This is a genomic window from Gemella haemolysans, assembly GCF_901873445.1.
Lineage (GTDB): Bacteria > Bacillota > Bacilli > Staphylococcales > Gemellaceae > Gemella > Gemella haemolysans_C.
Genome location: NZ_CABFLN010000053.1, coordinates 37347 through 61682, shown reverse-complemented (window position 1 = coordinate 61682; position 24336 = coordinate 37347). Strand labels below are relative to the sequence as shown.

The window sequence follows — 24336 nt, the reverse complement described above, 5'->3', positions numbered from 1 at the left end:
TTTCAATTATTATTTTCATAAATTATATAGATAAGCAAGTCTTTGAATTATGTGAGATGAATAGATTTAATAGAACATAAATGATTTATTCGTAGTGTAGAGATTTAAAATTATAATAGAGTTAATAATTATAATAACAATAGTATAAAAGAATTATTTTTGATTTTTCTTTTGATATATGATAGAATTATTAATCATAAATAAAATAAAAGAGGGATATACCAGTGAAAATTTTAAGAGAAATTATGGAATGGGTAGTAGTTGTTGTAGTTTCGATAGCTATTTATCTTGTTCTAAGCACATATGTTATTGCACCTTTCACAGTAAAAGGTCACTCAATGGATTATACATTCGCTGATAACGATAAAGTTTTCGTTAATAAATTTAGTAAGAACTTTGAACGTGGAGATGAAGTTGTTTTCCACGCTAATGAAACTGATGATTATATTAAACGAATTATTGGAGTTCCTGGAGATACTATTGAGTACAGAAACGACGTATTATATGTAAATGGTCAAAAAGTAGATGAGCCTTACTTAGCTCAGAAAATAAAAGAGGCTAAGGCTTCAGGAACAGCACCATTTACACCGGACTTTAATATTGAATTTTTAAGTAGTACGAAATCTAAGACTGTACCTGAAGGAACATACTTTGTACTTGGAGATAACAGACAACACAGTACGGACAGTCGTGTATTTGGATTTGTTAAAAAAGAAGCGATGATTGGAAAAGTAAGTTTAAGATACTATCCATTTAGTTCGTTCAAATTCTTTTAATATTCAATCATAAAGAAAATTATATATATCGAATTATTTTAGTTGCTAAAAATATTGCGTTATGCTAGAATAATATACGGGCACTCTTAAAGAGTGATTTAAGAAACCACCCCCTGCGATAATTTCGTAGGGGGTTTATTATTTTTAATAGAAGGAGAACACAATGACAAAGTATATTTTTGTAACAGGTGGAGTAGTTTCATCATTAGGAAAAGGGATTGTAGCGGCATCAGTAGGTCGTGTATTAAAAAATAGAGGATTAAAAGTAACTTTACAAAAGTTTGATCCATATTTAAACGTTGACCCAGGAACAATGAGTCCATATCAACACGGAGAAGTTTTCGTTACAGAAGATGGAGCAGAAACAGACTTAGACTTAGGGCACTATGAGAGATTTATCGATGTTAACTTAGGACAATATTCTAACGTAACTGCAGGACGTGTTTATTCTTCAATTATTGAAAAAGAACGTCGTGGAGATTACTTAGGAGGAACAGTTCAAGTAATTCCTCACGTAACAAACGAAATTAAATCACGTGTATTATTAGCAGGAGAATCTAGTGATGCGGATGTAGTTATCACTGAAATCGGTGGAACAACAGGAGATATCGAATCTTTACCATTCTTAGAAGCTATCCGTCAAATCCGTAGTGATTTAGGGCGTGAAAATGTATGTTTCATTCACTGTACATTATTACCATACATTAAAGCTGCTGGAGAAATGAAAACTAAACCAACTCAACAATCAGTAAAAGAGTTACGAGGATTAGGTATTCAACCAGATATTATCGTAGTTAGAAACGAGCTTGCTCTAAATGATGAACTACGTGCTAAAATTTCATTATTCTGTGATATTCCAAAACAAAACGTTATTGAAAGTCGCGATGTAAGTAATTTATACCAATTACCAGTAAATCTTAAAGCTCAAAAAATTGATGATATCGTATTAAAACACTTTGGTTTAACAGCGCCAGAAGCTGACATGACAGAGTGGTTATCATTAGTAGATAGAGTAGATAATTTAAAAGAAAATGTAAGAATCGCATTAGTAGGTAAATACGTAGAACTTCACGATGCTTATATTTCAGTAGTAGAATCACTTAAACATGCTGGGTACAAACACAATTCTAAAGTGAAAATTGATTGGATTCAATCTGAAGATATTACTGAAGAAAATGTACATGAATATCTAAAAGATGCAGATGGAATTTTAGTACCAGGAGGATTTGGTGATCGTGGAGTAGAAGGTAAAATTACTACTATTAAATATGCACGTGAAAACAATGTTCCGTTCTTTGGTATTTGCTTAGGTATGCAACTTGCTGCTGTTGAGTTTGCACGTAACGTATGTGGTTTAACTGGAGCACATTCTTCAGAATTAGATCCGAACACACCATACCCAATTATTAACTTATTAGCAGATCAAGAAAATGTTGTTGAAATGGGAGGAACTTTACGTTTAGGAAGTTACCCATGTACATTAACAGAAGGATCTGTAGCACACAAAGAATATGGAGAAATCAATATCACTGAGCGTCACCGTCACAGATATGAATTCAACAACTTCTATCGTGATCGTCTAACTAATAAAGGAATGGTATTATCAGGTGTGAGTCCAGATGGAAAATTAGTTGAAATCGTTGAAATTCCTGAACACCCATGGTTCGTTGCTGGTCAATTCCACCCAGAATTCAAATCACGTCCAGAAAAAGCGCACCCATTATTCGCTGGATTCATTAAAGCAAGTTTAGAAAATAAAAGATAAGAAATAGAGATTTAATATGGAATTATCAGGTTTAATAACAGAACTTGAAGAAAATCGTAATGAACTTTTAGCTGAATCTATGGAAAAGTACATGCAGGATAAATTTAGATTTCTTGGTATAAGAGGACCTAAAAGAATAGAATTATATAAGAAATATTTTCCTACAGCTAGAAAAACAAAAGCAATAGATTGGAATTTTATTGAAGCATGTTGGAATAAAGAGGAAAGAGAATTTCAATATGCCGTAGTATATTATTTAAAAACGATGCAAAAGTTTTTAAAAAAAGGTGATATTTCTAAGTTGAAGTATCTTGTAGTTACTAAATCTTGGTGGGATACAGTTGATTTACTATCTAAGATTATTGGTGATGTTGTGAACCGTAACAAGGAATTAAAAACTTTGATGTTAGAATGGTCTAAAAAAGAAAATGACATCTGGTTAAGAAGAGTTGCAATTTTACATCAATTATCATTCAAAGAAAATGTAGACAAACTTCTATTAGAAACAATACTAGAAGATAATTTGTGTGATAGTGAATTCTTCATTAACAAAGCTATAGGATGGGCACTTCGAGATTATTCAAAAGTTAATCCAGAATGGGTTAGGAAATTTATAGAAAAAAATAGAAGTGAAATGGCGAATCTTAGTTTAAGAGAAGCTAGTAAGTACTTAAATTAATAAAAAAGGAAGAGTGATTTTTAATTACTCTTCTTCTTTTTTATTCTTTTTTTTTGCATTATAATTGACAAGTCAACTATGATTGAGTTATAATAAAACTATCAATAATTGACTAGTCAATAAAAGAGGAGGTTATGTGAATGAACGTAAGAGAGTATGTAAATTTACTGCATGATTTGAAAGTGTTAGAGAGAAAGATTGCTAATATATTTGAGAAGAAATTAGGAATAAGTTTAACTAGATTTCAAATTATAAAGTATTTATATGAAGTTGATGTAGCAACCCCTAAACAGCTATCTAAGATTTTAGAAATAGACGCTGCTGCTATAACTAGACATTTAAAAAAATTAGAAGAAGCAGGATATATTAATAAGCGTCGTAATAAAGAAAACAATAGAGAAATCTATGTAGAAATAACTGAAGCTTCAAAAAACAAAATTGATAGTTGTACTAAAGATACTGATATCAGAAATATTATAAGTGAGGATTTTACAGATGAAGATCTAAAAAATATGACTAAATTATTAGATAAATTTAATAAAAGTTTAATTTAAGAAGAGGTAAAAATGAATATAATATCAACTATTTTAACAGTGTTAGTGGCAGTATTATTTTTCTATATAATGTACTTAGAAACTTTTGCAACAGATTCAGATAGTACAAGTAGAGTATTTAATATTTCAAAAGAAGAATTGAAAAGACCGAATTTAAACATATTATTTAAAAATCAAGGTGTATATAATGGATTAATAGGAGTTGGGCTTCTATATGGAACATTTTTCTCAAAAAATCCTAAAGAAATAGTAGGAATGCTATTGGTATATATTATACTTGTTGCTATATATGGTGGTTTAACAAGTGATAAAAAAATAATATTAAAGCAAGGTGGATTACCAATCTTAGCTTTAATTACATTATTATTTTAGAGAGGTATACGTATGAAAAACACAGCGGTAATTATTGGTGCTACTGGCGTAGTAGGTAAAGAAATTTTAAATGAGATACTGAGCGGTGAATATTATGATAGAATTTATATTCTAGGGAGAAGTTCTATTAGTAAATTACCTGACGATAGTAGGTTGGAAAAGATAATTATAGATTTTGAAAATATTAATTTTGATACGAATATTTTAGAAAATGTGGATGTTTTTGCTAGTCTTGGTACGACGATAAAAATTGCAGGTTCAAAGGAAAATCAAAGAAAAATAGATGTAGATTATACTGTGAATTTTGCTAAACTTTGTGAAGGGAAAATTAGAAGTTTTAATGTGGTTTCGGCTATGGGAGCTAATAGCAAATCTAAAAGTTTCTATACTTCATTAAAAGGTGAATTAGAGGACAGATTGAATGAGATGAATTTAGGTGTTCTTAGAATATTTAGACCTTCACTACTCATTAGTAAAAGAGAAGATAAGAGAATTCTTGAGGAAGTATTTTTAAAATTAACACCGATTTTCAAAGCGTTGTTAAAAGGAAAATTGAAAAAATATAGTCCAATAGAGGCTAGTTTATTAGGAAAAGTAATAGTTCGCTTCGCTACTGAAAATAAAGGTGAAGGAACATATACTTATAATGATTTTTAAACAAGGGAAAATTTATTAACAATATTATTCCGAGAAATCCAGAAATAATCGATAATTATTATCAGTTATTTCTGGATTTTTATTTTAGCATATTGTACAATAAAAGTATAATATAAAACGTGGAGGGTCATTATGAAAAAAGAAATGGGGCATAAATTTTTAAAAAAACTAGGTAAAACTAGATTAAGACCTGGAGGGGTTAAAGGAACTAATTTTCTGATTGCACATATAAAGTTTGAAGCTGGAAATCGTGTTTTAGAAGTTGCATGTAATAGAGGAATAAATCTAATATCTTTAGCCAAACGATATCCTAAGACTACCTTTATAGGAATAGACGTAGATAAAGAATCTATTTTAGAAGCACAACTTGAAGTTGTAAGGAATAATCTAAAGAATATCGAGTTTATGAGGGCGGATGCATTTCATTTAACGTTCTCCGATAATAGTTTTGATTATATTATAAATGAAGCTATGCTAACTATGTTTAGTGATAAGAGTAAATCTAAAGCCTTAAATGAATATTATAGAGTATTAAAACCAGAGGGCTTACTTCTAACTCACGATATACTGCTGTTGAATAATTATGAAGAAACGAGAAAGACATTGTCTGATGCAATTAATATGAATGTTTCTCCGTTACCGAAAGAAAATTGGCTATCATTATTTGAAGAAGCGGGATTTAAGACGGTTAATAGTCTTCATGATAAACTTACATTACTCACTGTATCTGGACTTGTAGATGATGAAGGTATTTTAAATACGTTAAAAATAATAAAAAATGGATTTAAGAGAGAAAATAGATCACAGTTTATTAAGATGGGAGTAGTTTTTAAAAAATTGGAAAAAGATATGAATTTTATTTGTTTTGTTAATAAAAAAGTTCTATAATAAGAGTGTAAGCGCAATAAATATAAAATAGTTTTTAAATAAAGGAGAATTAATATGAGCGTAGGAATAATTTTTGAAGAAGCAGGTTTATTAAAAAAACATGATAGATTTAAATTAGTAAAAAAAGTAGGAAAACAGGGTGATGTAATTCCTAAACACAATCATCCAGAAGCTTTAGTAGTATTCACTTGTGTCAAAGGTGAAGTTAAAGTATTTTTAAATGATGAAGAAATTCATATCGTAGAACCAGGTAAGGTATTACATTTTGATGGTGATAATTATATTAATGCAGAATTTTTGAAAGATGGCGAAGTTTTTGTTACTTTAATCAATAAATAAGACTAAGATAATCTTCCTAATGTTTTCATAGCAATCTAGATTACTATTTTAAGGGAGGATAAATTATGTTAAATCAAGTAATTTTAATAGGAAGATTAGTAAAAAAACCGGAATTAAAAGAAAGTGATAAAAAAGTAAGTTATATTAAAGCTACTATTGCAGTTCAGTCTGATTTTAAGAATAAAGAAGGAAACTATGATACTGAATTCTTCGAATTTACTGCTTTTGGTAAAATCGCAGAAAATACAGCTAGATACTGTGAAAAAGGAAGTTTGCTTAATATAGTAGGTACTTTAAATAATAATGTTTATAAAGATAAAGACGGAGTAACCCACTATAGAATTAAGATTATAGCTAATAAAATTTCATTTTTAACTAAAGGATCTAAAAAAGAAGAAAAAGAAGCTGAGGACGTTTTTGTTCTAGGACAATAGAAATAAAAAGTAAACTAGATTGCAAAACCTCTAACATGGTATAAACTAAGTTAGAGGTTATTTTTATACTTGTTTTTTATTTTATATAATATATAATAGTATATAAAAAATAAATTTGAAAGGAAATTGTAATATGGAAGAAGTAAAAATAAAATATTTTAAAAATGATAAATTAATGATGATACCAAAAAAAGAAAAAAACAAGATACTTGTTCTTCAAATAGTTTTAGAGATGTTGAAAGCAAAATCATTAGAGTTTACAGAGAAGGAATTAAACGAAGCAATTAAGGAGATTTATCCAGATTATTCTCTAATTAGAAGATATCTTGTTGATTATAAGTTTTTAGAAAGAGATAATTACGGTAGAATGTATAAGATTGTAGGGGAAAAAGATGAATAATACTAAATTTTATTATTTGTATAATATATTAGTTACGGTAGCATTATCATTTTTTAATCCAATTTTATATATTTATTTGTTGTCAAAAGATTTTTCTTTTGCTGAAGTAGGGCTTTATTTATCGATTTTTTGGTTGACTTCTTTTATGACTGAGCTTCCTTGTGGGGCAATCACTGATAACATCGGAGCAAAAAATAGTAGTCTTCTTAGTTCAGTTTTTAGGGTTATAGGTTTAATCTTATTGCTTAGTAATAGTTTAATCTTGTTATACATATCTGCGATATTATCTGCAATTGCAACGTCATTTCAATCGGGAACTTTAACAAGTTGGTTGGTCAATGTAAACAATAAAAACAATGAAGAAATAGATATAGATAAAGTTCTTTCAAGAAGTTCACTGTATGCACTATTTTTCTCAGCGATAATAGGATTTATAAGTGCAAAGTACGTGTATGTCTATTATAAAAGTTTATCGATAATTTTAAGTATGACAGTTTTTGTTATTTCGTTGTTTATTACATTTTTATTTATGAAAAACTTAGAAATTACACAGAAAATATCAATCGAGAAATTAAAAGGATCATTTGGAACGGTTAAAAACTCACTGAAGGAAACATTATATGTAAAAAGTAGTGTATTTCTTATGATACTTTTCGTTATTCCGTCTATCTTAGATCTTGGACCATCTAATCAATGGCAAGCGGTATTTGAAAAGCTTGACGCTAATATAATTGGTTATATTTGGGTAGGTATTTCTATTAGTGGAATGTTAGGGAGTCTTATATATGAAAAACTATCAAATGAATTATCAAAATTACATGTATTGTATTTATTTGTAGTTATTAATATTGGAACGTTATTAATGTTTATCTTTATTCAGAATGTTTATGCTAAGTTTTTATTATTTATGCTGTATATAATTTTCTTTACTATGATGAGTATTCAGGTCAATGTATTTATGCATAAATATCTAGTAAAAAGTGATGAAAATAGAACGACTACAGTTTCTATATTTTATACTTTTGAATCTATTATTGTAGCAATATTACTATCTGTAAATGGATTATTAACTGATAGAGTAGGAATAGAAAATACATGGTTAGTATTTATGGCATTGGCAGGAGTAATTATTTTATCATTTATGTTGGTAAAGCTGAAAAAAAGAAGAATTAAATAGTTTAATTATTGATTTTAAGAATCTTCAATATAGAAAAATCTATATTGAGGATTTTTTTGTAAAGGTAAACAATTGATGTTGCTTATTAGGTAGATTAATAGTAAAATAATTAGTATAAACTTATATACAAGGAGTTCATATTGTGAAAAAATACAAATTATCGATATTATTAGCAAGTGCAGTATTAGGAGGAGTAGGGGCAACTTATTTATCGGCTGAAGCCAATGAAGTTTCTGCGGCTGAGGTGAAAACAGAAGTAGTAGCACCAGCAACTACAACAGGAAAAAATGAAGTAACACCTGTTGGAGCGCCTACAACAAACCCTCAAGCTACTGCTCCAAAAGAAGTAAAAAACATCGGGGAAGTACAAGGTGAAAGTCATGCAAGTCCTTTAGTTGGAAAAGAAGTAGTAATAAACAATGTTGTTGTAACTAAGACAGATAAAACAGGATTCTATGTTCAAGATAAAGTATCAGATAATAATCCGAAAACTTCTGATGCAGTATATGTTGCTTCAAAAGATAAGGTAGAATTAGGTGACTTATTAAAAGTTCAAGGAACTGTTAAAGAAGGTTATATGGAAGAATATTCTGTAAAACCAGGACAAACTTTTAAAAAACCAGCTGGAAGTTTAACAGTTACTCAAATCATTAACGCAACTATAACAAAATTAGGAAAAGCAGATTTACCAAAAGCATTAAACATTTCTGAAAAAATGCCTAAAGACATAGTTGATAATACACCAACTAAATATAATCCAGAAACTGAAGCTTTAGATTATTGGGAAAGTCTAGAGGGGATGCGTGTAGAGGTGACTAAACCAAAAGTTACTGGGCCGCAATATAAAGGTGATATTTATGTATTACCAGGTGACTACAAAGGTCAAAAACTTAATAACATCGGTGGAGTAAATCTTCGTCCTGGTGTACAAAACACAGAAGTACTACCTATTACAGTAGGGAATAAATTTGTAGCAAAAGCAAAAGATTACTTTAATGAAAATATTATAGGGGTAGTTACTTATAAAAATAAAACATATAAAATTGATCCATCTAGTGTACCAGCAATTCAAGATGGAGGATTAAAACGTGAAGTATCTAAAATTTATCCTTCTGAAGATAAATTAACGATTGCTTCATATAATATTGAAAACTTCTCAGCAAATAACAGTGGTCATGATGAAACGCCTGAGGAAAAAGTTGATAAAATTGCTAATTCATTTATAAAAGAAGTTCACAGTCCTGATATCATAACTCTTATTGAGGTTCAAGATAACAATGGTGGAGTAAATGATGGAACTGTTGATGGAGTTAAGAGTGGGGAAAAATTAGCTCAAAGAATTAAGAGTCTTGGTGGTCCCGATTATAAATATACTGAGATAGCTCCAGTTGACGGAAAAGATGGTGGTAAACCGGGCGCGAACATTAGGGTAGCTTATTTATATAATCCTAAGAGAGTAACTCTAATTGGTAAAGAAAAAGGTGGAAGCGAGGAAGCTGCACGCTTTGTAAATGGACACCTTGAGAAAAACCCAGCTAGAATTGATCCAACAAGTGTTCACTTCGAGAAAGTTAGAAAATCATTAGCTGCTGAATTTGATTTTAAAGGTGAAAGAATCGTAGTAATTGCGAACCACTTAAAATCAAAATTAGGTGATGATGCAATTTATGGTTCTAATCAACCATCAGTTGAAAATACTAGACCAAAACGTATAGAAGAAGCAAAAATCTTAAATGCATTTATTAAAGAAGGATTACGTCAAAATCCTAACTTAAAATTTGTTCTAACAGGTGACTTCAATGATTTTGAATTCTCAGATAGTGTAAGAACAATCGTAGGAAATGAACTAGTTAACTTAATGGCTGAACATGAACAAGGAGATAGATATTCATACTTCTACCGTGGAAGCAATCAAAGTTTAGACAATATTTTAATTTCTAAAAATATTAAGGATAAAGTAGTATTCTCTCCAGTTCATATTAACGCTTCATTCATGGAAGAACATGGGCGTGCTTCTGACCACGATCCAGTAGTTGTACAAATTGACTTTAGTAAGAAAGAAGTATCAACTACATCAACTCAACCAGGTGTATTAGTAAATTCAGTTAACCCTAATAGTTCAAAAGATTCAGCTAATTTAGCTACTTCTGAAAAAACAGGAAAAGATTTTGTTCGCACTGTTACATTAGCTGATGGAGTAACAGTCTCAGTTGAATATGATGAATCAAAAATCAACAACGTTGATAAATTTGTTGCTCAAGATATTACAGGAGAAAGAGCTAAAGAAATAAAAGAATTGGTTAAAGAACTTAATTCAGAATTAAATGTAGTAAGAACTCTAGAACTTCATTTTGAAGATAAAGATGGTAACGAGCTAAAAGCTACAGGAGAAAATCGTGTTGTTACTTTAGCAGTGACTAAAGATGAAAATCAACAATTGAAAGTATATCACGTTAATGGTAATGTGTTAGAAGAAATAAAAGATACTTCGTATACAGATGGAAAACTTACTTTTAATACATCTCACTTTAGTACATTTGTTATTGCAACCAAATCATCAGCTTCTAAAAAGAATAATTCTACGCAAGCGGATGCTACAAATACAATATTACCAAAAACTGGATTAAATTCTTCTAGTTCACTTCTATTTGCTGGATTAAGTGCAGTTGCTGCATTCGTTTTAGGAAGAAAAAGAAGTAAAAACTAAATAAAAATATTCAAATTTCACAGTAAAAATACTAAGAAAAATTGATTTTTACTTAAACGGCTTAAAAAGAAATTTTATTAAATCATAATTTTAAGTCGTTTTTTTTATTGATATGTAAGTATAATCATTAGAGAAATAAGGTGAAATATGTTAAAATTTTATAGTTAAGCAAAATAATGATTGAGAGGTATATTAATCATGAAGACGAAATTATTTATAAATAATCTTGAAGTATTTGCTAATCATGGGTTATTTGAAGAAGAAAATAGATTAGGTCAGAAATTTATTTTTAGTATTGAGTGTGAGCTTGATTATAAGAAGGCGTTGTTTAGTGATGAGATGACAGACAGCATAAGTTATGCTGATATTGCAGATGTAGTAGTAGAGACTGCAACTTCAAATACGTATAATTTATTAGAACGCTTAGCTGGAGAAATTTTAAAAAATATTTTTGAAAAGTTTCTACAAATTGAAAATGTTAAGCTAGAAATTAATAAACCATCTGCACCTATAAAATATCATTTTGAACAATGTGGAGTAGTTATAGAAACAACACGTGAGGAGTTTGGATTATAATGATTATACTGGCATTAGGAACCAATATAGAGCCACGAGAACAATATTTAAAAGATGCTTTAAGAAAAATAGAAGCGAGTAATCTTAAAATTATAAAACTAAGCAGTATTTACGAAACACCTGCATGGGGTGGAGTAGCTGATCAAAACTTTCTAAATATGTGCATAGAAATAGAAACTTCGATAGAAGCTTATGAACTACTAGATACTATTCAAAAGATAGAGTTAGAACTTGGTCGTATTAGAAAAGAGCACTGGGGAAATAGAACGATAGATATCGATATAATCACATATAATAATTTAGTTTTTAATGATGATAGATTGATTGTACCTCATAAATATATTCATGAAAGAAATTTCGTACTAGCTCCATTAGTAGAAATGTATGGAGCTATAGAGGTTGATGGTAAGAGTATAAAGCAATCATTAGACAAAATAACAGAAAAAATTAGTTTGTATAAAGAAAAATTGTAAAATGAAAGGATAGAAGATGTTTAAAATTAGAGAAATTGAAATACCGAACAGAGTAGTTTTAGCACCAATGGCAGGTGTGTGTAACGCTGCGTTTCGTTTAACAGCTAAGGAATTTGGTGCTGGATTAGTTTGTGCTGAAATGGTTAGTGATAAAGCAATTTTATTTAATAATAAAAAGACGATGAATATGTTATATATTGATCCAAGGGAGCGTCCATTAAGTTTACAAATATTTGGTGGAGAAATCGATACTTTAGTGGAAGCTGCGAAGTACGTTGATAAAAATACAGAAGCTGACATTATCGACTTAAATATGGGATGTCCAGTTCCAAAAATTACAAAAGTAGATGCTGGTAGTAAGTTACTTCTTAATCCCGATAAGGTATACGAGGTAATTGCCCGTCTTGTAGACTCAGTGTCTAAACCTGTAACTGTAAAAATGCGTATGGGATGGGATGATGAGCATATTTATATAATGGATAATGCAAGAAATGCAGAGCGCGCTGGAGCTAGTGCAATTGCTATCCACGGTAGAACAAAAGTTCAGATGTATAGTGGGAAAGCTAACTGGGATGTTATTCGTGATGTGAAAAAAGAACTTAAAATTCCTGTAATAGGTAATGGTGATGTAACTACACCTGAATTAGCTAAGAAGATGTTAGATGATACTAACTGTGATGCGGTTATGATTGGGCGTGCAGCTTTAGGAAATCCATGGATGTTATATCGCACAGTTAAATATCTTGAAACTGGGGAATTAACAGAAGAACCAACACCAAGAGAAAAAATAGATGTATGTTTATTACACTTAAGAAGACTTATGGAAATTAAGCCTGAGAAAGTTGCTGTACATGAAATGAGAAAACATGCTGCTTATTACATGAAAGGTATTAAAGGTGGAGCAAAAGTTAAAAAAGAATTAAATACTTTAAACTCATATGCAGAGATGGAAAATTTATTTGGTGAATTTTTAGATTATCTTGAATCAGGAGTAGCAACACCTAAAAAAGAAATTATAATTTAATGTGTTGAATTATTGATTAATTGAAATGTAAAATATAGAAAAAAGAAATTGTACGTATTAATGTATAGTTTCTTTTTTATTATTGTAATATGTAGACTTAGAAATTTTATTAATGATTCTAAAGAATGAATATAGCTGAAAAATTAACGTTTTTACAATATTAAAAGAAAATGAATTATAATTTCAATAGAGAAAAGAGCACAAAAGTAATAGGAGCTAAAGATTACAAATTTATAAAACTGTCTAGAAAATAATAATTTAATGTGTTATAATAATTTTTAAAGGAAACGTTTTAAAGATAAGGTAGGTATATTATGACTAGAAAGGCAAAAATTATCGCAACTTTAGGAAACAGTACAGAAGAACTATTAGAATATATTATAGAAAATGGGGCGGATGCTGTATTAATTGATAATTATTATGGATGTACAGAAGAGTGTGATTTTAGAATTAGTAAGATAAAAGAATTAAGAGAAAAACTAAATAAAAATACTGCAATAATTTATGATTTAGATCATATATATGCAGAAAGTAAGTATAAACTTATAAAAATTGAAGAGAACAATGTTCATTTTGCTTGTCAAAATGATGTTGACTTTGTTGCCTGCCCATTTGTTAGTAATTTGGATGAAATTAGAAAAGTAAAAAGTATACTTCAAGCTAATGAGAAGAAAGATATTGGATTAATTGTAAAAATAGATTGTAAAGAAGCGTACGAGAATATTGATGAAATTATTCAATTTGCAGATTCAATAATGATTAATAGGGATGAGCTAGGTATGGAATTACCTTACCAAAATTTACCTAGTATCCAAAAAGAAATTATTAGAAAAGCTAATGATTCGACAAAAGAAGTAATATTAACAACACAAATGCTTCATTCAATGATTTATAACCCAAGACCAACACGTGCAGAAGTGTCTGATGTAGCTAATGCAATTATAGATGGTGTTGATGCAATTATGTTAATTGAAGAAACAGCAATAGGGAATTACCCTAAAGAAGCATTAGAAACAGTTGATAGAATAATTACCTACATCGAAAATCAAGATATAGTAAAAGACGATGATTCGGAAGAATATAAACATCACAAAATGAACATTGCGCATGCAATCTCATTATCAACTAAATACCTACTTGATTCTGTTGATGTAAATAATATCGTAACTTATACGAAGTCAGGAAGTACTGCGAAGTTTATCGCAAGATATCGACCAAAAGTTCCAATATTAGCAGTAGTGCCAACTAAACAAAAAGCTAGAAAATTAGCATTAACACGAGGTGTTACTACATTCATAGAAGAAAAAACACTATCAATGGAAGAAATGCTAAATTGTGCACCGAATTTTTCTAAAGATTCTGGTTTAGCAAAAGAAGGAGATTTAATTCTAATCACAGCAGGACAACCAGATTTAGGAAAAGACAATGTTCCACCTACTGACTTTGTAAATATTAGACAAGTTTAAAATAATAAAATAAACCATAATAAGGGTGATTTAAAATATCAACTGATTTTAAATCACTCTTTTTTTGAATGCTAAAAGAATAATTCTAGATGAAAATTAAATAATACATAAATCAAAATTAATTTTCAAACTAGCAATATAGTCTTTTGAAGAAATTTATGTAAATATGATATAATCTAATTTGTGATTTAGACAAAAAGAGATAATTTATAGAAAGGAAAGACTTAATGAAAAATAGTAAATCAATATTCAGAAATATAGTAAAATATCTACTACTAGTTATAATTTTAATTGGTGGTTCATTTGGAGCTTACTCATACTTTAATTCGAATATAGGTTCAAGTGAATTTTATACTCAAGTTGAGAAAAAAGAAAATGTAAAACAAGAAGAAAAATATGTTGTAGATAAAGCGGAGAAAGAATACTTAGAAAAAAAATTTAATGAGTTGAAGGCGATAAATAGAGAGGTTATCGGTTATATGTATGTACTAGGTGATGGGAAAGATTCTTTAAAAGAACCGATGTTGCAAACAACTAATAATTCAAAATATCTGGAATATGATTTGAATAACAAACCAGCACCTCTTTTAGGAGCAGTTTTCATGGATTATGAGAATCAACCTGATTTAACTAAGAGTGATGTTAAATGGGTTTTCGGACATGCAAGAGCTGGAATTGAAGAAAAGAAAATTACTTTAGACACTAGAGTGTTTAATAATATGAACTGGTTTGCAAAAAAAGATTATTTTGATAGTCATAGAGTTATTGTTATGGAAACTCCTGAAAGAAAGTATTATTATGAAGTAACTGGTGTGAAAGTTGTAAATGAATTTACGAATTTATATCAAATTCCTACTACTTCAGATAAAAAAGGAGAATTTATTAAGCTGTTTAAAGAAGGTGCTAGAAATTGGCTAGAAAATAGTAAAATTTCTGGAGAGGATAATATGACTGTTTTCTGTACTTGTAGAATAGACGATGTTGCATTACGAACACTAGTGTTAGCAAGACAAGTACCAGATAATGAATTAAAAGAATTTTTAGAGAAAAATAAAGAGCTGTTTAATAGTTAATAAAAAGGAGAACATCTAAGATATTAGTATCAAAGATGTTCTCCTTTTATTTTTTATTTCTTAATACTGTATAACTAACTAATGTAGAAATTAGCATTAAAGCAGTAGTAATGAAAAATGGTGTTGTATATTTTTCTAAGTGTAGGGCTTCCGGTATTTTTGTCAGCACTACAGGAGTAAGGATAACACCAATATTTCCACCAACTAAAATTACACTTGTTGCAAAGTTGATAAATTTATTATCTAACTTGTTTGAAATATAGAAGAAGTTAAATGACATAGTTCCTACGAAGCTTATTCCAATAAAAATAGCTGAGATGTAGAAGATAATAATATTATTTGTTAAAGTAAATAATACACTTCCAACAGTCATGAAACTTAACATAATTGGTAAAGTTAGATTTTTAAATCTTTTAACTAGAATACCAAAGATAACTCCAGAAAGTATACCACTTAAAGCTAAGATTGTAAGTAGATTTCTAGCTATATCTGGTTGATAATGATATTTTTCTGCTAGTAGTGTAGGGATTTTAATAGTTGCTCCCATGTAAGAAATTCCTACTAGAAATGTTAGAAGAGTTAGAACGATAGTTTCTTTATGAAACTTAATACTTACTTTTTTATTATTTACATTTTCAGCATTAGGTACGAATAATAGGAATATTATAAATATAGGAAGTGCTAAAGCATAAACTAAAAATGTATATTGAATACCGTAGATTAATAAGTATCCTGAAATAAAGGTAGTTAAAGCTTTACCTACATTTAAAAATGCAGTTCTTAATCCGATCATAGTACCACGGTGTTCTTCATCAAAGAAATCACTAATCATACTGATTGAAAGTGAGTTGAATAATCCGATACCAGCACCAAGAAGTAATCTACTGATTAAGACAACTTTGAAGTTAGTTGTAAAGGCTGGTACTATACCAAAGATAAAGATAAGTATAAGCCCAAGAAGAACTGTGTTTTTCTTTCCGATTAATTTAATAACACCATTGCTAAGAAGAACGAAAATTGTAATCATCATAGCTGGTATTGTTGCTAAACTCTCTACAGAAGCCAGACCTATGTTTGGGTTATTAGTATGATAAAAATTATATAGATTTGGAATTACTGGAGAAATAGCAAGGTGTGACATTAATAATATTGAAATACTAAGTAATGAAAACTTAGCGAATGAATTTAATTTCATTTTTGTATCTCCTTTTCTTAGATATTTAAACCCGACTTTTCATGAAAAAGTTAGGAAAAAACTAAGTTTCTTATGAAAACCATACTATTCAAGTATAAAAAAAATATTAAATAAGGTCAAGAGAAGAGAGGTTATATAAGTAAAGTAAAAAAACTACTAACCAAGACTTGTTAATAACATAATAATAGGATAAAATAAAGATAACAATAATTATGGAAAGGTTTTGAGAAAATGACAAAAGCAGAAATTAGAAGAATAGTAATGGATATGGTAGATGAAAACTGTTATATAGTTTATAAAGATGGGCGCGGAGTTATTGTAGATCCAGGGGAAGGTTTCGATAGAATTCAAAAGGCGGTAGATGAATTAAATGTGAAAATCGAAGCAATATTATTAACTCATGCTCATTTTGATCATATTATGTCATTAGATGAGTGTAGAAAACATTACGGAGTGCCTGTATATATTTCGGGACATGAACGTGACTGGTTACAAAATCCAGATTTTAATGGATCAACTTTGTTCCGTTTAAGAAGACCACCAATGACTGATCCAGCAGAATTTGAGTTTGAAGAAAATAAAAAATACGAAATTGCCGGTTTAAGTTTTACAGTTCTACCAACCCCGGGGCATTCACCAGGTGGAGTATCATTCGACTTTGGAAAATTTATAGTTGTAGGAGATGCATTATTTAGAAGCGGTTTTGGTCGTTATGATTTATACGGATCAGATTATGATGCCTTGAAAAATTCATTAGGAAATGTATTATTCAAGCTTGATGGTGCGAAAATAGTTTATCCAGGGCATGGAGATGAGACTACAATTGAACGTGAACGAAATCTAAATCTTATAGGTTGTTAATAAAAAAGGGAGGGATTTTGTGAGAAAGTATATAGGAAGATTGTATGTTGATTATATATTCTTTAATATTTGGGCGATAAGTTTAACGTGTGTTGCTGTGGCTTCTGCAATTTTTAAATTTACTGGTTTTGAAGAAGTTTTTGGTGTAGACTTGTATATTATCTTATGGATAATATTAGGATTAGTATTTTTAAATCATGTCATAGTTGTAATGCTAAGAGATAAATATGAGTACAATACATTTTTTGAAATAACAGATGAATATTTTAAACTAGCATCAACACTAATATATACATTCTTTAAGTTGGAGAAAGTAGCCCCACTTAGAAATATACTAGATTACACAATTAAACAAAATGTAATATCGAAAAAGTTCAATATTTACAAGATTAGTATAAACACTGGTTCGGAAAAATTAGGATTCTATGTTTCTAGAAAGGATGTAGAACAGTTAGAAAAACTGCTGTTAACAATACTAGAAAATAATCTTAACTATAGGAGGTATAAAGATGAATAATATTAAAAAAAGTCGAGTACATCCTATGGTTATTATGGATTCTGTAATTACTGGATTTAGATTGTTTGGTATTTTTATGGTGCTGGCATTAAAAGAGCAAAATTGGAAATATTATTTACTAGTTTTAGTAGGATTTCTTTTACTAATAGTAATAGGTATATTTGATTATTTTCTAAAAAGTTATGAAGTGTGCAATGGAGCCCTAATTTATACAAAAGGAATAATAAATAAAGAAGCAAAAAATATAAATCTTGAGAATATTCAGTCGATAGATATGAGTTCTAACGTATTGTACCAAGTATTTAATCTACTTTCTGTAGATATTAATCTTGTTGGAGGTAAAATTAGGATAAAACCTCTGAAGAAGGAAGTCGCATTAAACTTAATTGATATACTAAGAGAATTAAAACAAGATGCATCTGAAGATATAGCTTCAGATCAAGAAGAAAAAGTGCAGGAGTCTCAAAAAGAAATATTAAGATTATCTGTTAAAGATCTTGCATTTTATGGGCTGCTTAGGGTTAGATTCTTTGCAGCTTTAGGGTTAATATTAGCATTAAATGGTAAGATTCGTGATGTATTCAAATATCTTTTCGATAATGAAGCTTATTTTGATGAACTTCTTCAAAAAAATGCTAAGTCAGTCGCGGGGAATATAACAGCCATATTTATAATAATTGGGATTTTTATGATTTTAGTAGTAATTGCGTCAATTATTCATACGATTGTAAAATATTATAACTTTATCCTTACGACAAAAGATCATAATTTACTGTGTAAATATGGATTATTAACTAAAAAATCATTAGTCATTGATATTGATAGAATTCAAAGTGTAAAATTGTTATATCCGTTACGTTATAGATTCTTTGGACTAGCGAAGTTATCTGTTGAAACCTTGACTAATAACGTATCAGAAGATTTAAGTGAGCAAAAATCTACAATAGATGTCTTACCTTTAGTCAAAAAAGATTTTGCGCAGAATTTTGTAAAAAATAATCTAGGAATAGATTTAGAACATTATGATAATTTAGAGAGTGAAAAAATACAACGAAGAGCAAGGCTTGCAATGTATCGTTGGAGTTTGTTTAATTGTAGTTTTTTACCGATAATAGTCTGTGCGATTTTATATTTTGCTAATATTGATTTGATGTTTGAGTATAAGGTTTTAAGTTCGATTGTCTTTTATATTGTCTTAGTTTCATATAGTATTTTAGTGAAAAACTATATGTTGAAATATAATGAGCTTTCTTACGATAAACATTTCTTTAAAAATACGTTTATGAGACAATTCACAATAATAACAGAATTTATTAAGGTGAAAAAAGTAGGAACTATAAATAGTAGAACAAACTATTTTATGAATAAAAGAAATCTTGCTCATTTATCAATAAATTCTATTGGAGTAAACTCAGATATTAAGTTGAAATATTATGATAAAGAATATAAAGAAAAATTAGAAAGAGATTTTATAATTTCGGAGGTAGATTATGAATAGAATATTTGAAAAAAAATCGAGTAATTTACCACAAAGATCCATACAATATGTGAGAATACATTTTGGGATATATGCTCTAGTTTTCTTGTCACCAGTTATTGGTAAAAGTGTATATGATTATTTTAAAACTGAAATAAATTATACATTTTTAGGCCTAGGTATATTAGTGATATTAACAATATACGCTATAGTTGCTTTAACTGTTCCTCCTTTAGTAATTAGAAATTATTCCTATGAAGTAGACCAGATGGGTGTGTCGGAAGTTGAAGGAGTATTTTTCAAGAGTAAAAAAACTTTGCCGTATAATACGATTCAAGATGTTACGATACATACAGGTCCAGTTTTAAATAAGTTTAAATTAGCTAATATACAAGTAACGGGAATATATAGTAAATTATCGATTGATTGTCTGCCTATTGAAGAAGCGGAGAAGTTAAAGAAAAAAATTCTCAAAGAGAGAAGTAAGTATAATATTGAATATTAATTTTACTATATCTTTTCAGGAGTTTTATTTGACAATTAACTGATATTAGTTTAGAATATAGTTATAAAGAGTAAGTAAAAACATAAAAGTAAAACACTAGCACCCGTTACAATGCTAGTGTTTTTATTATGAAGAAACATAATAAGGCTTATCGTTGTATATTAGAGTGCTTTTCGTCAAGCCATTTGGGAGTGACTCAAAAATCGTGATTTCGGAGAAATCGATTTTGTCGAGTCACCCCCGCACAGTTTATTAGGTATCTAAAGAGCTTTTATAAAGCGAATTTAGATATCAATAAACCACTGCGTCTATGAGTTTTCATGTAAATTATTTTTAAAATCTAGTACTTTTGAATCAGCCCCGTAACGTTAAGCACTATTTGAGTAAGTATTTCCATAAAAGTATAATATCACCTCCTACTATCGCAGGATTTGATTTGTTATCAACGACAAGTTAATTATATCATAGAAGAGGGATAATGGAGTAATAATTCCAGTATTTCTTCTGTGTGTTAAGTGTGAAAAGGAAAAAATTCAAGTCGGTAAGACGATTCATACCGATTTCAATAGAGGAAACGGAGAAATTAAAGGAAAAAATCCTTCAAGAAAGAAGTAAATACAATATAGAATATTAATTTTATACTTTATCATTTGACAAATGATAGAAAGTATATTAAAATCGAATATGCTGATAAAAGAAATATAAATACTTATCAAGAGTGAGTGAGGGATAAGGCCCGATGAACTCCAGCAACCTAATCAATTGATTAAGGTGCTTTCCTTAGCAAAGTTTACTTTGAACGATGAGGTATACATAAAGACCTTGTCTATAAGATAAGGTCTTTTAATTTTAATTTTAATTTAAAGATATTAAGAACTTAGAAAGATTTGTATTAATATCAGACAAAAATATTTTAGGAGAAAAAAATGAGCAAAACATATTTATTTACATCAGAATCAGTTACAGAAGGACACCCAGATAAAATCGCTGACCAAGTGTCAGATGCGATTTTAGATGCGATTTTAGAACAAGATCCATACGGACGTGTAGCTTGTGAGACATGTGTAAACACAGGATTAGCAGTATTAGTAGGAGAAGTTTCAACAACAGCAAATGTAGACTTCCAACAAATCGTACGTAATACAATTAATGAAATTGGATATAACGATCCTAACAAAGGATATTCAGGAGATCATATTTCAGTTCTTGTAGGTTTAGATAAACAATCTCCAGACATCGCTTTAGGAGTGGATAACTCATTAGAAACAAAACAACAAAAAGAAGAGAATGAAGTAGGTGCTGGAGACCAAGGTCTTATGTTTGGATTTGCAACTAACGAAACACCAACATTTATGCCACTACCAATTTACCTAAGTCAAAAACTTTCAAAACAATTAGCAGAAGTTAGAAAAAATGGTACTCTTACATACTTAGGTCCAGACGGAAAAGTGCAAGTGACAATCGAATATGATGTGAATCATAAAGTAAATAGAATCGATACAATCGTAGTTTCAACTCAACATGATGCAGATGTAAGTCAAGAACAAATTCATGCGGATATTAAAAAATACGTAATCGAACCATGTTTAGATAAAGACCTATTAGATGAAAATACTAAGTACTTCATTAATCCAACAGGAAGATTCGTAATCGGTGGACCAGTTGGAGATGCCGGGCTTACAGGACGTAAAATTATCGTAGATACATATGGTGGATTCTCACGTCACGGTGGGGGTGCATTCAGTGGAAAAGATGCGACTAAAGTAGATAGATCAGGAGCATATATGGCTAGATATATCGCTAAAAATATCGTTGCTAGTGGAATCTGTGATAAAGCAGAAGTTCAATTAGCTTACGCAATTGGAGTGGCTCATCCAGTATCGATTTTTGTAGAGACATTTGGAACATCAAAAGTTGACGAGGGTGAAATTGTTAAAACAATCAAAGAAGAATTCCGTTTAACACCAAACGGGATCATCGAAACTTTAGACTTAAGAAAACCAATCTTCAAGAAAACAGCAGCATACGGTCACTTTGGACGAGAAGATGTTGAGTTTACTTGGGAAAGAACTGACAAAATAGAAGCATTTAGAAAATTATTAAAATAATAAAATTAAAGCGTAGAATAGGTTTATCCTATTTTACGCTTTAATTATCTAATGATAATTTTTAAGAAATTTTGGTTTATTTTAATTGCAAAATAATACTATATGTAGTTTAATATAAATAAGGACAAAACGTGAAAAAAATATGTACAAATTATGGAGGTTATGATGAATTTATATGACCAAATAGGAGAAGAAAAAATTGATCAGTTAGTTATGTATATGTATGATGATATTATACCTAATGATGATAGAATTAATCTTTTATTTATTGAAGGATTTGATAAAATTAAAATAGAACAAAAAAGATTTTTTAGATTATTTCTAGGAGAACCAGGTCATTCTGTATTCGCAACACCTGATTTGAGAAGAAAACATATGAAATTGCCAATATCAATAAAAGAAGCAAAATACTGGTTAGAAGATTTCGAGTTAGCGTTGGATAGATTAGAATTAGACCCAGCTATAAAGAAATTCTTTAGTCAAAAAATAAACTCATTGACAATGCAAATGATAAATACAATTTAAATTATTTAAAATATAAACCCGTTTTATTGAATACATAACATATTCAGTAAAACGGGTAATTATTATGCTACAACTTCATCTTCATCTGATCTAGAGAAAATCTCTCTAAGTGTTTCAGGAGAAGAGGTAGAAACAAATCTAATTGAAGATTTTATATTGAAAAGGAATGCTTCGTCTTTATGTATTCTATTGGCAGTCAATGCACCTTGTATACTAGTGAATAGCCATTCGCTAACAGGATTGCAAATATCCTCAGGTAAATTTCTATCGAATAAACCATCTGCAAGTAATAAACGCCAATTTTCAAGTATATCACTGCATTTTTCAGCGATAATTGGAGAAAGTTCGGCAGTCTCCATCGCTAATAATGTAAGTGAAAAACCACTATGTTTACAAGCCTTACCTTTTGATATAAAAAGATCAAAAACAGTTGTTAAATACTCCTCTAAAGTCCCTAATTTAGGAGAAATTGTTTTAAACTCTTTTTTCACATTACAGTTAATTTTATCTAGTGCTTCTAGATAAATTTCATCTTTTCCTTTTGGAAAATAGTAGTATACGCTTCCTTTAGGGGCTTTTGCTTTTTTAATTATATCCTGAACACTTGTCAGAGAATAGCCCTTAGTTCAAACGTTTTGGACAGTTGTTAAAATAATGTTTTCTTTTACTTTATTATTTAACGTCATGTCATTCACTCCCTTACATTATTATTATAATTTTATTATACAATTTTATATTGCTAAAATCAATATTTTATAATAAAAATTTTATTTAAATTTGAATATACAAATATTAAAGTAAGTATAATGATAACGTATAGCATAATAATTGTTATATAATTAAATGTGTAAGAAAATATAAAATTTATAATGTGATAATTATTATGAAATATAAGTTGAGCTAAATTTGATAATTAGGATGATGATTTTTAGCTTTTTTCTTTGCAATATTTGTATTTAAACGACTTTTATAGTAAAATATAACATGATATTCAATAAGGAGACGGGTATGTTAAAAAAGAAAATGTTTCAACTTTGTGTTGAATTAACTAATGGAAATATGAGTTCTAAAGCTCTAAAAAAATTAACAAAATCTAATCTAAGTCGATTAATGATTCAACCTTTTGCTAAGGTATATGATATTAATACTGATGAAATTTTAGATGAAATTGATGATTTTAAAAATTTAAATGAATTCTTTATTAGAAAGCTGCGCCCAGATTCTCGACCAATCAATCAAGATGAAAATTCATTTGTAAGCCCAACAGATGGAGTAATTTCTGAAGTAGGTGTTATCGGTGAAGATAGTACATTTGTTGTTAAAAATCAAGTTTATAACGTTCAAACATTAGTTGGAGATAGTGAGTTAGCTGATAAATATAAAGATGGTACATACATGATAATATATCTTAGCCCAAAGAATTATCACCGTATTCACTTCCCGATGAATTGCCAGGTAAAGGATGCATATAGTCTTGGTAAATATTCATATCCAGTTAATAACCTTGGACTGGAATTAGGAGATAATATACTAAGTTATAACTACAGACAAGTGTATAGATTAAATGGAAAAATTAATTATACATTAATACCAGTAGGAGCTCAAAATGTCAACTCAATAATTCCTACATATGAGAGCATTTATGTGAAAAAAGGGGAAGAGTTAGGGTACTTTGAGTTTGGTTCAACAGTAGTATTACTGTTCGAAAAAGATAACATAATCTTAGAGGAAAACTTAGAAAATAAAGAAATCAAGATGGGAGAGAAAATAGCAACTATTTTATAGGCT

26 protein-coding genes, 1 pseudogene and 1 riboswitch are annotated in these 24336 nt (G+C 29.2%); of the genes and pseudogenes, 24 read left to right on the top strand and 3 right to left on the bottom strand.

Annotation, left to right across the window (positions count from 1 at the left end):
* The first annotated feature begins 224 nt into the window (after nt 1-224).
* The 17 genes from lepB to srtB all read left to right on the top strand — a co-directional run bounded on the left by lepB (nt 225) and on the right by srtB (nt 15360).
* Nucleotides 225-776 (top strand): signal peptidase I, encoded by a 552-nt coding sequence (lepB, locus tag JX287_RS06765; protein ID WP_048803307.1) that lies wholly within the window; start codon nt 225-227, stop codon nt 774-776.
* A 163-nt stretch (nt 777-939) separates the two neighbouring features.
* Nucleotides 940-2541, top strand: coding sequence for a CTP synthase (locus JX287_RS06760; protein WP_204643993.1), 1602 nt, complete (start codon nt 940-942; stop codon nt 2539-2541).
* A gap of 16 nt (nt 2542-2557) precedes the next feature.
* Nucleotides 2558-3220 carry a DNA alkylation repair protein gene (locus JX287_RS06755; RefSeq protein ID WP_204643991.1) on the top strand — a complete coding sequence of 221 codons (663 nt, stop codon included), beginning with the start codon at nt 2558-2560 and terminating at the stop codon, nt 3218-3220.
* A gap of 140 nt (nt 3221-3360) precedes the next feature.
* On the top strand, nt 3361-3774 hold the full coding sequence (locus tag JX287_RS06750; protein ID WP_204643989.1) for a MarR family winged helix-turn-helix transcriptional regulator: 414 nt from the start codon (nt 3361-3363) through the stop codon (nt 3772-3774).
* A gap of 12 nt (nt 3775-3786) precedes the next feature.
* Nucleotides 3787-4146 carry a DUF1304 domain-containing protein gene (locus JX287_RS06745; RefSeq protein ID WP_204643979.1) on the top strand — a complete coding sequence of 120 codons (360 nt, stop codon included), beginning with the start codon at nt 3787-3789 and terminating at the stop codon, nt 4144-4146.
* A gap of 12 nt (nt 4147-4158) precedes the next feature.
* Complete coding sequence (locus JX287_RS06740) at nt 4159-4803, top strand: epimerase (protein ID WP_204643977.1); 645 nt, start codon at nt 4159-4161, stop codon at nt 4801-4803.
* A 132-nt stretch (nt 4804-4935) separates the two neighbouring features.
* Complete coding sequence (locus tag JX287_RS06735; protein ID WP_204643975.1) at nt 4936-5691, top strand: class I SAM-dependent methyltransferase; 756 nt, start codon at nt 4936-4938, stop codon at nt 5689-5691.
* 54 nt (nt 5692-5745) lie between these two features.
* Complete coding sequence (locus JX287_RS06730) at nt 5746-6030, top strand: cupin domain-containing protein (RefSeq protein WP_048802276.1); 285 nt, start codon at nt 5746-5748, stop codon at nt 6028-6030.
* 65 nt (nt 6031-6095) lie between these two features.
* Nucleotides 6096-6464: a single-stranded DNA-binding protein gene (locus tag JX287_RS06725; protein ID WP_048802277.1), complete on the top strand. Its 369-nt coding sequence runs from the start codon at nt 6096-6098 to the stop codon at nt 6462-6464.
* Between the two features lie 133 nt (nt 6465-6597).
* The gene (locus JX287_RS06720; protein ID WP_204643973.1) at nt 6598-6864 is read left to right on the top strand and encodes a DUF2087 domain-containing protein; all 267 of its coding nucleotides are present in this window, start codon (nt 6598-6600) and stop codon (nt 6862-6864) included.
* The gene (locus JX287_RS06715) at nt 6857-8041 is read left to right on the top strand and encodes an MFS transporter (protein ID WP_204643971.1); all 1185 of its coding nucleotides are present in this window, start codon (nt 6857-6859) and stop codon (nt 8039-8041) included. Before JX287_RS06720 ends, JX287_RS06715 begins: the two co-directional genes overlap by 8 nt.
* 142 nt (nt 8042-8183) lie before the next feature.
* Nucleotides 8184-10748 carry an endonuclease/exonuclease/phosphatase family protein gene (locus JX287_RS06710; RefSeq protein ID WP_204643969.1) on the top strand — a complete coding sequence of 855 codons (2565 nt, stop codon included), beginning with the start codon at nt 8184-8186 and terminating at the stop codon, nt 10746-10748.
* Nucleotides 10749-10946: 198 nt separating this feature from the next.
* Nucleotides 10947-11324: a dihydroneopterin aldolase gene (folB, locus tag JX287_RS06705; RefSeq protein WP_204643967.1), complete on the top strand. Its 378-nt coding sequence runs from the start codon at nt 10947-10949 to the stop codon at nt 11322-11324.
* Nucleotides 11324-11797, top strand: coding sequence for a 2-amino-4-hydroxy-6-hydroxymethyldihydropteridine diphosphokinase (gene folK / locus JX287_RS06700; protein WP_204643965.1), 474 nt, complete (start codon nt 11324-11326; stop codon nt 11795-11797). Before folB ends, folK begins: the two co-directional genes overlap by 1 nt.
* A 16-nt stretch (nt 11798-11813) precedes the next feature.
* Nucleotides 11814-12821: a tRNA dihydrouridine synthase DusB gene (gene dusB, locus JX287_RS06695; RefSeq protein WP_204643963.1), complete on the top strand. Its 1008-nt coding sequence runs from the start codon at nt 11814-11816 to the stop codon at nt 12819-12821.
* A gap of 314 nt (nt 12822-13135) precedes the next feature.
* On the top strand, nt 13136-14287 hold the full coding sequence (locus JX287_RS06690) for a pyruvate kinase (RefSeq protein ID WP_204643961.1): 1152 nt from the start codon (nt 13136-13138) through the stop codon (nt 14285-14287).
* 227 nt (nt 14288-14514) lie between these two features.
* Nucleotides 14515-15360: a class B sortase, LPKTxAVK-specific gene (gene srtB / locus JX287_RS06685; protein ID WP_204643959.1), complete on the top strand. Its 846-nt coding sequence runs from the start codon at nt 14515-14517 to the stop codon at nt 15358-15360.
* A 46-nt stretch (nt 15361-15406) separates the two neighbouring features.
* Here the strand turns inward: srtB and JX287_RS06680 are convergent, their stop codons facing one another.
* The gene (locus tag JX287_RS06680; protein ID WP_204643951.1) at nt 15407-16555 is read right to left on the bottom strand and encodes an MFS transporter; all 1149 of its coding nucleotides are present in this window, start codon (nt 16553-16555) and stop codon (nt 15407-15409) included.
* Between the two features lie 231 nt (nt 16556-16786).
* Here JX287_RS06680 and JX287_RS06675 point away from each other — a divergent pair, with 231 nt between their 5' ends.
* The 6 genes from JX287_RS06675 (at nt 16787) to JX287_RS06650 (ending at nt 22548) form a co-directional block, all read left to right on the top strand.
* Nucleotides 16787-17416 carry an MBL fold metallo-hydrolase gene (locus JX287_RS06675; protein ID WP_204643949.1) on the top strand — a complete coding sequence of 210 codons (630 nt, stop codon included), beginning with the start codon at nt 16787-16789 and terminating at the stop codon, nt 17414-17416.
* Nucleotides 17417-17435: 19 nt separating this feature from the next.
* On the top strand, nt 17436-17933 hold the full coding sequence (locus JX287_RS06670) for a hypothetical protein (RefSeq protein ID WP_204643947.1): 498 nt from the start codon (nt 17436-17438) through the stop codon (nt 17931-17933).
* Nucleotides 17926-19431 carry a PH domain-containing protein gene (locus JX287_RS06665; RefSeq protein ID WP_204643945.1) on the top strand — a complete coding sequence of 502 codons (1506 nt, stop codon included), beginning with the start codon at nt 17926-17928 and terminating at the stop codon, nt 19429-19431. The genes JX287_RS06670 and JX287_RS06665 overlap by 8 nt, the downstream gene beginning before the upstream one ends.
* The gene (locus JX287_RS06660; protein WP_204643937.1) at nt 19424-19915 is read left to right on the top strand and encodes a PH domain-containing protein; all 492 of its coding nucleotides are present in this window, start codon (nt 19424-19426) and stop codon (nt 19913-19915) included. Before JX287_RS06665 ends, JX287_RS06660 begins: the two co-directional genes overlap by 8 nt.
* A 706-nt stretch (nt 19916-20621) precedes the next feature.
* A riboswitch (SAM riboswitch) is annotated at nt 20622-20724 on the top strand.
* Nucleotides 20725-20841: 117 nt separating this feature from the next.
* Nucleotides 20842-22023 carry a methionine adenosyltransferase gene (gene metK / locus JX287_RS06655; protein ID WP_204643929.1) on the top strand — a complete coding sequence of 394 codons (1182 nt, stop codon included), beginning with the start codon at nt 20842-20844 and terminating at the stop codon, nt 22021-22023.
* Nucleotides 22024-22188: 165 nt separating this feature from the next.
* The gene (locus JX287_RS06650) at nt 22189-22548 is read left to right on the top strand and encodes a truncated hemoglobin (RefSeq protein ID WP_204643927.1); all 360 of its coding nucleotides are present in this window, start codon (nt 22189-22191) and stop codon (nt 22546-22548) included.
* Between the two features lie 62 nt (nt 22549-22610).
* On the opposite strand, the gene JX287_RS06645 is transcribed toward JX287_RS06650, so the two are convergent.
* Together JX287_RS06645 and JX287_RS09130 are read right to left on the bottom strand one after the other, a co-directional pair.
* Nucleotides 22611-23039, bottom strand: coding sequence for a hypothetical protein (locus JX287_RS06645; protein ID WP_239650357.1), 429 nt, complete (start codon nt 23037-23039; stop codon nt 22611-22613).
* A gap of 33 nt (nt 23040-23072) precedes the next feature.
* Nucleotides 23073-23159 (bottom strand): annotated as a pseudogene (locus JX287_RS09130) (TetR family transcriptional regulator); the annotation flags it as partial.
* 397 nt (nt 23160-23556) lie between these two features.
* Here JX287_RS09130 and JX287_RS06635 point away from each other — a divergent pair.
* Entirely contained in the window at nt 23557-24333 is a 777-nt protein-coding gene (locus tag JX287_RS06635) for a phosphatidylserine decarboxylase (RefSeq protein ID WP_204643918.1), read from the top strand.
* Nucleotides 24334-24336 lie beyond the last annotated feature (3 nt).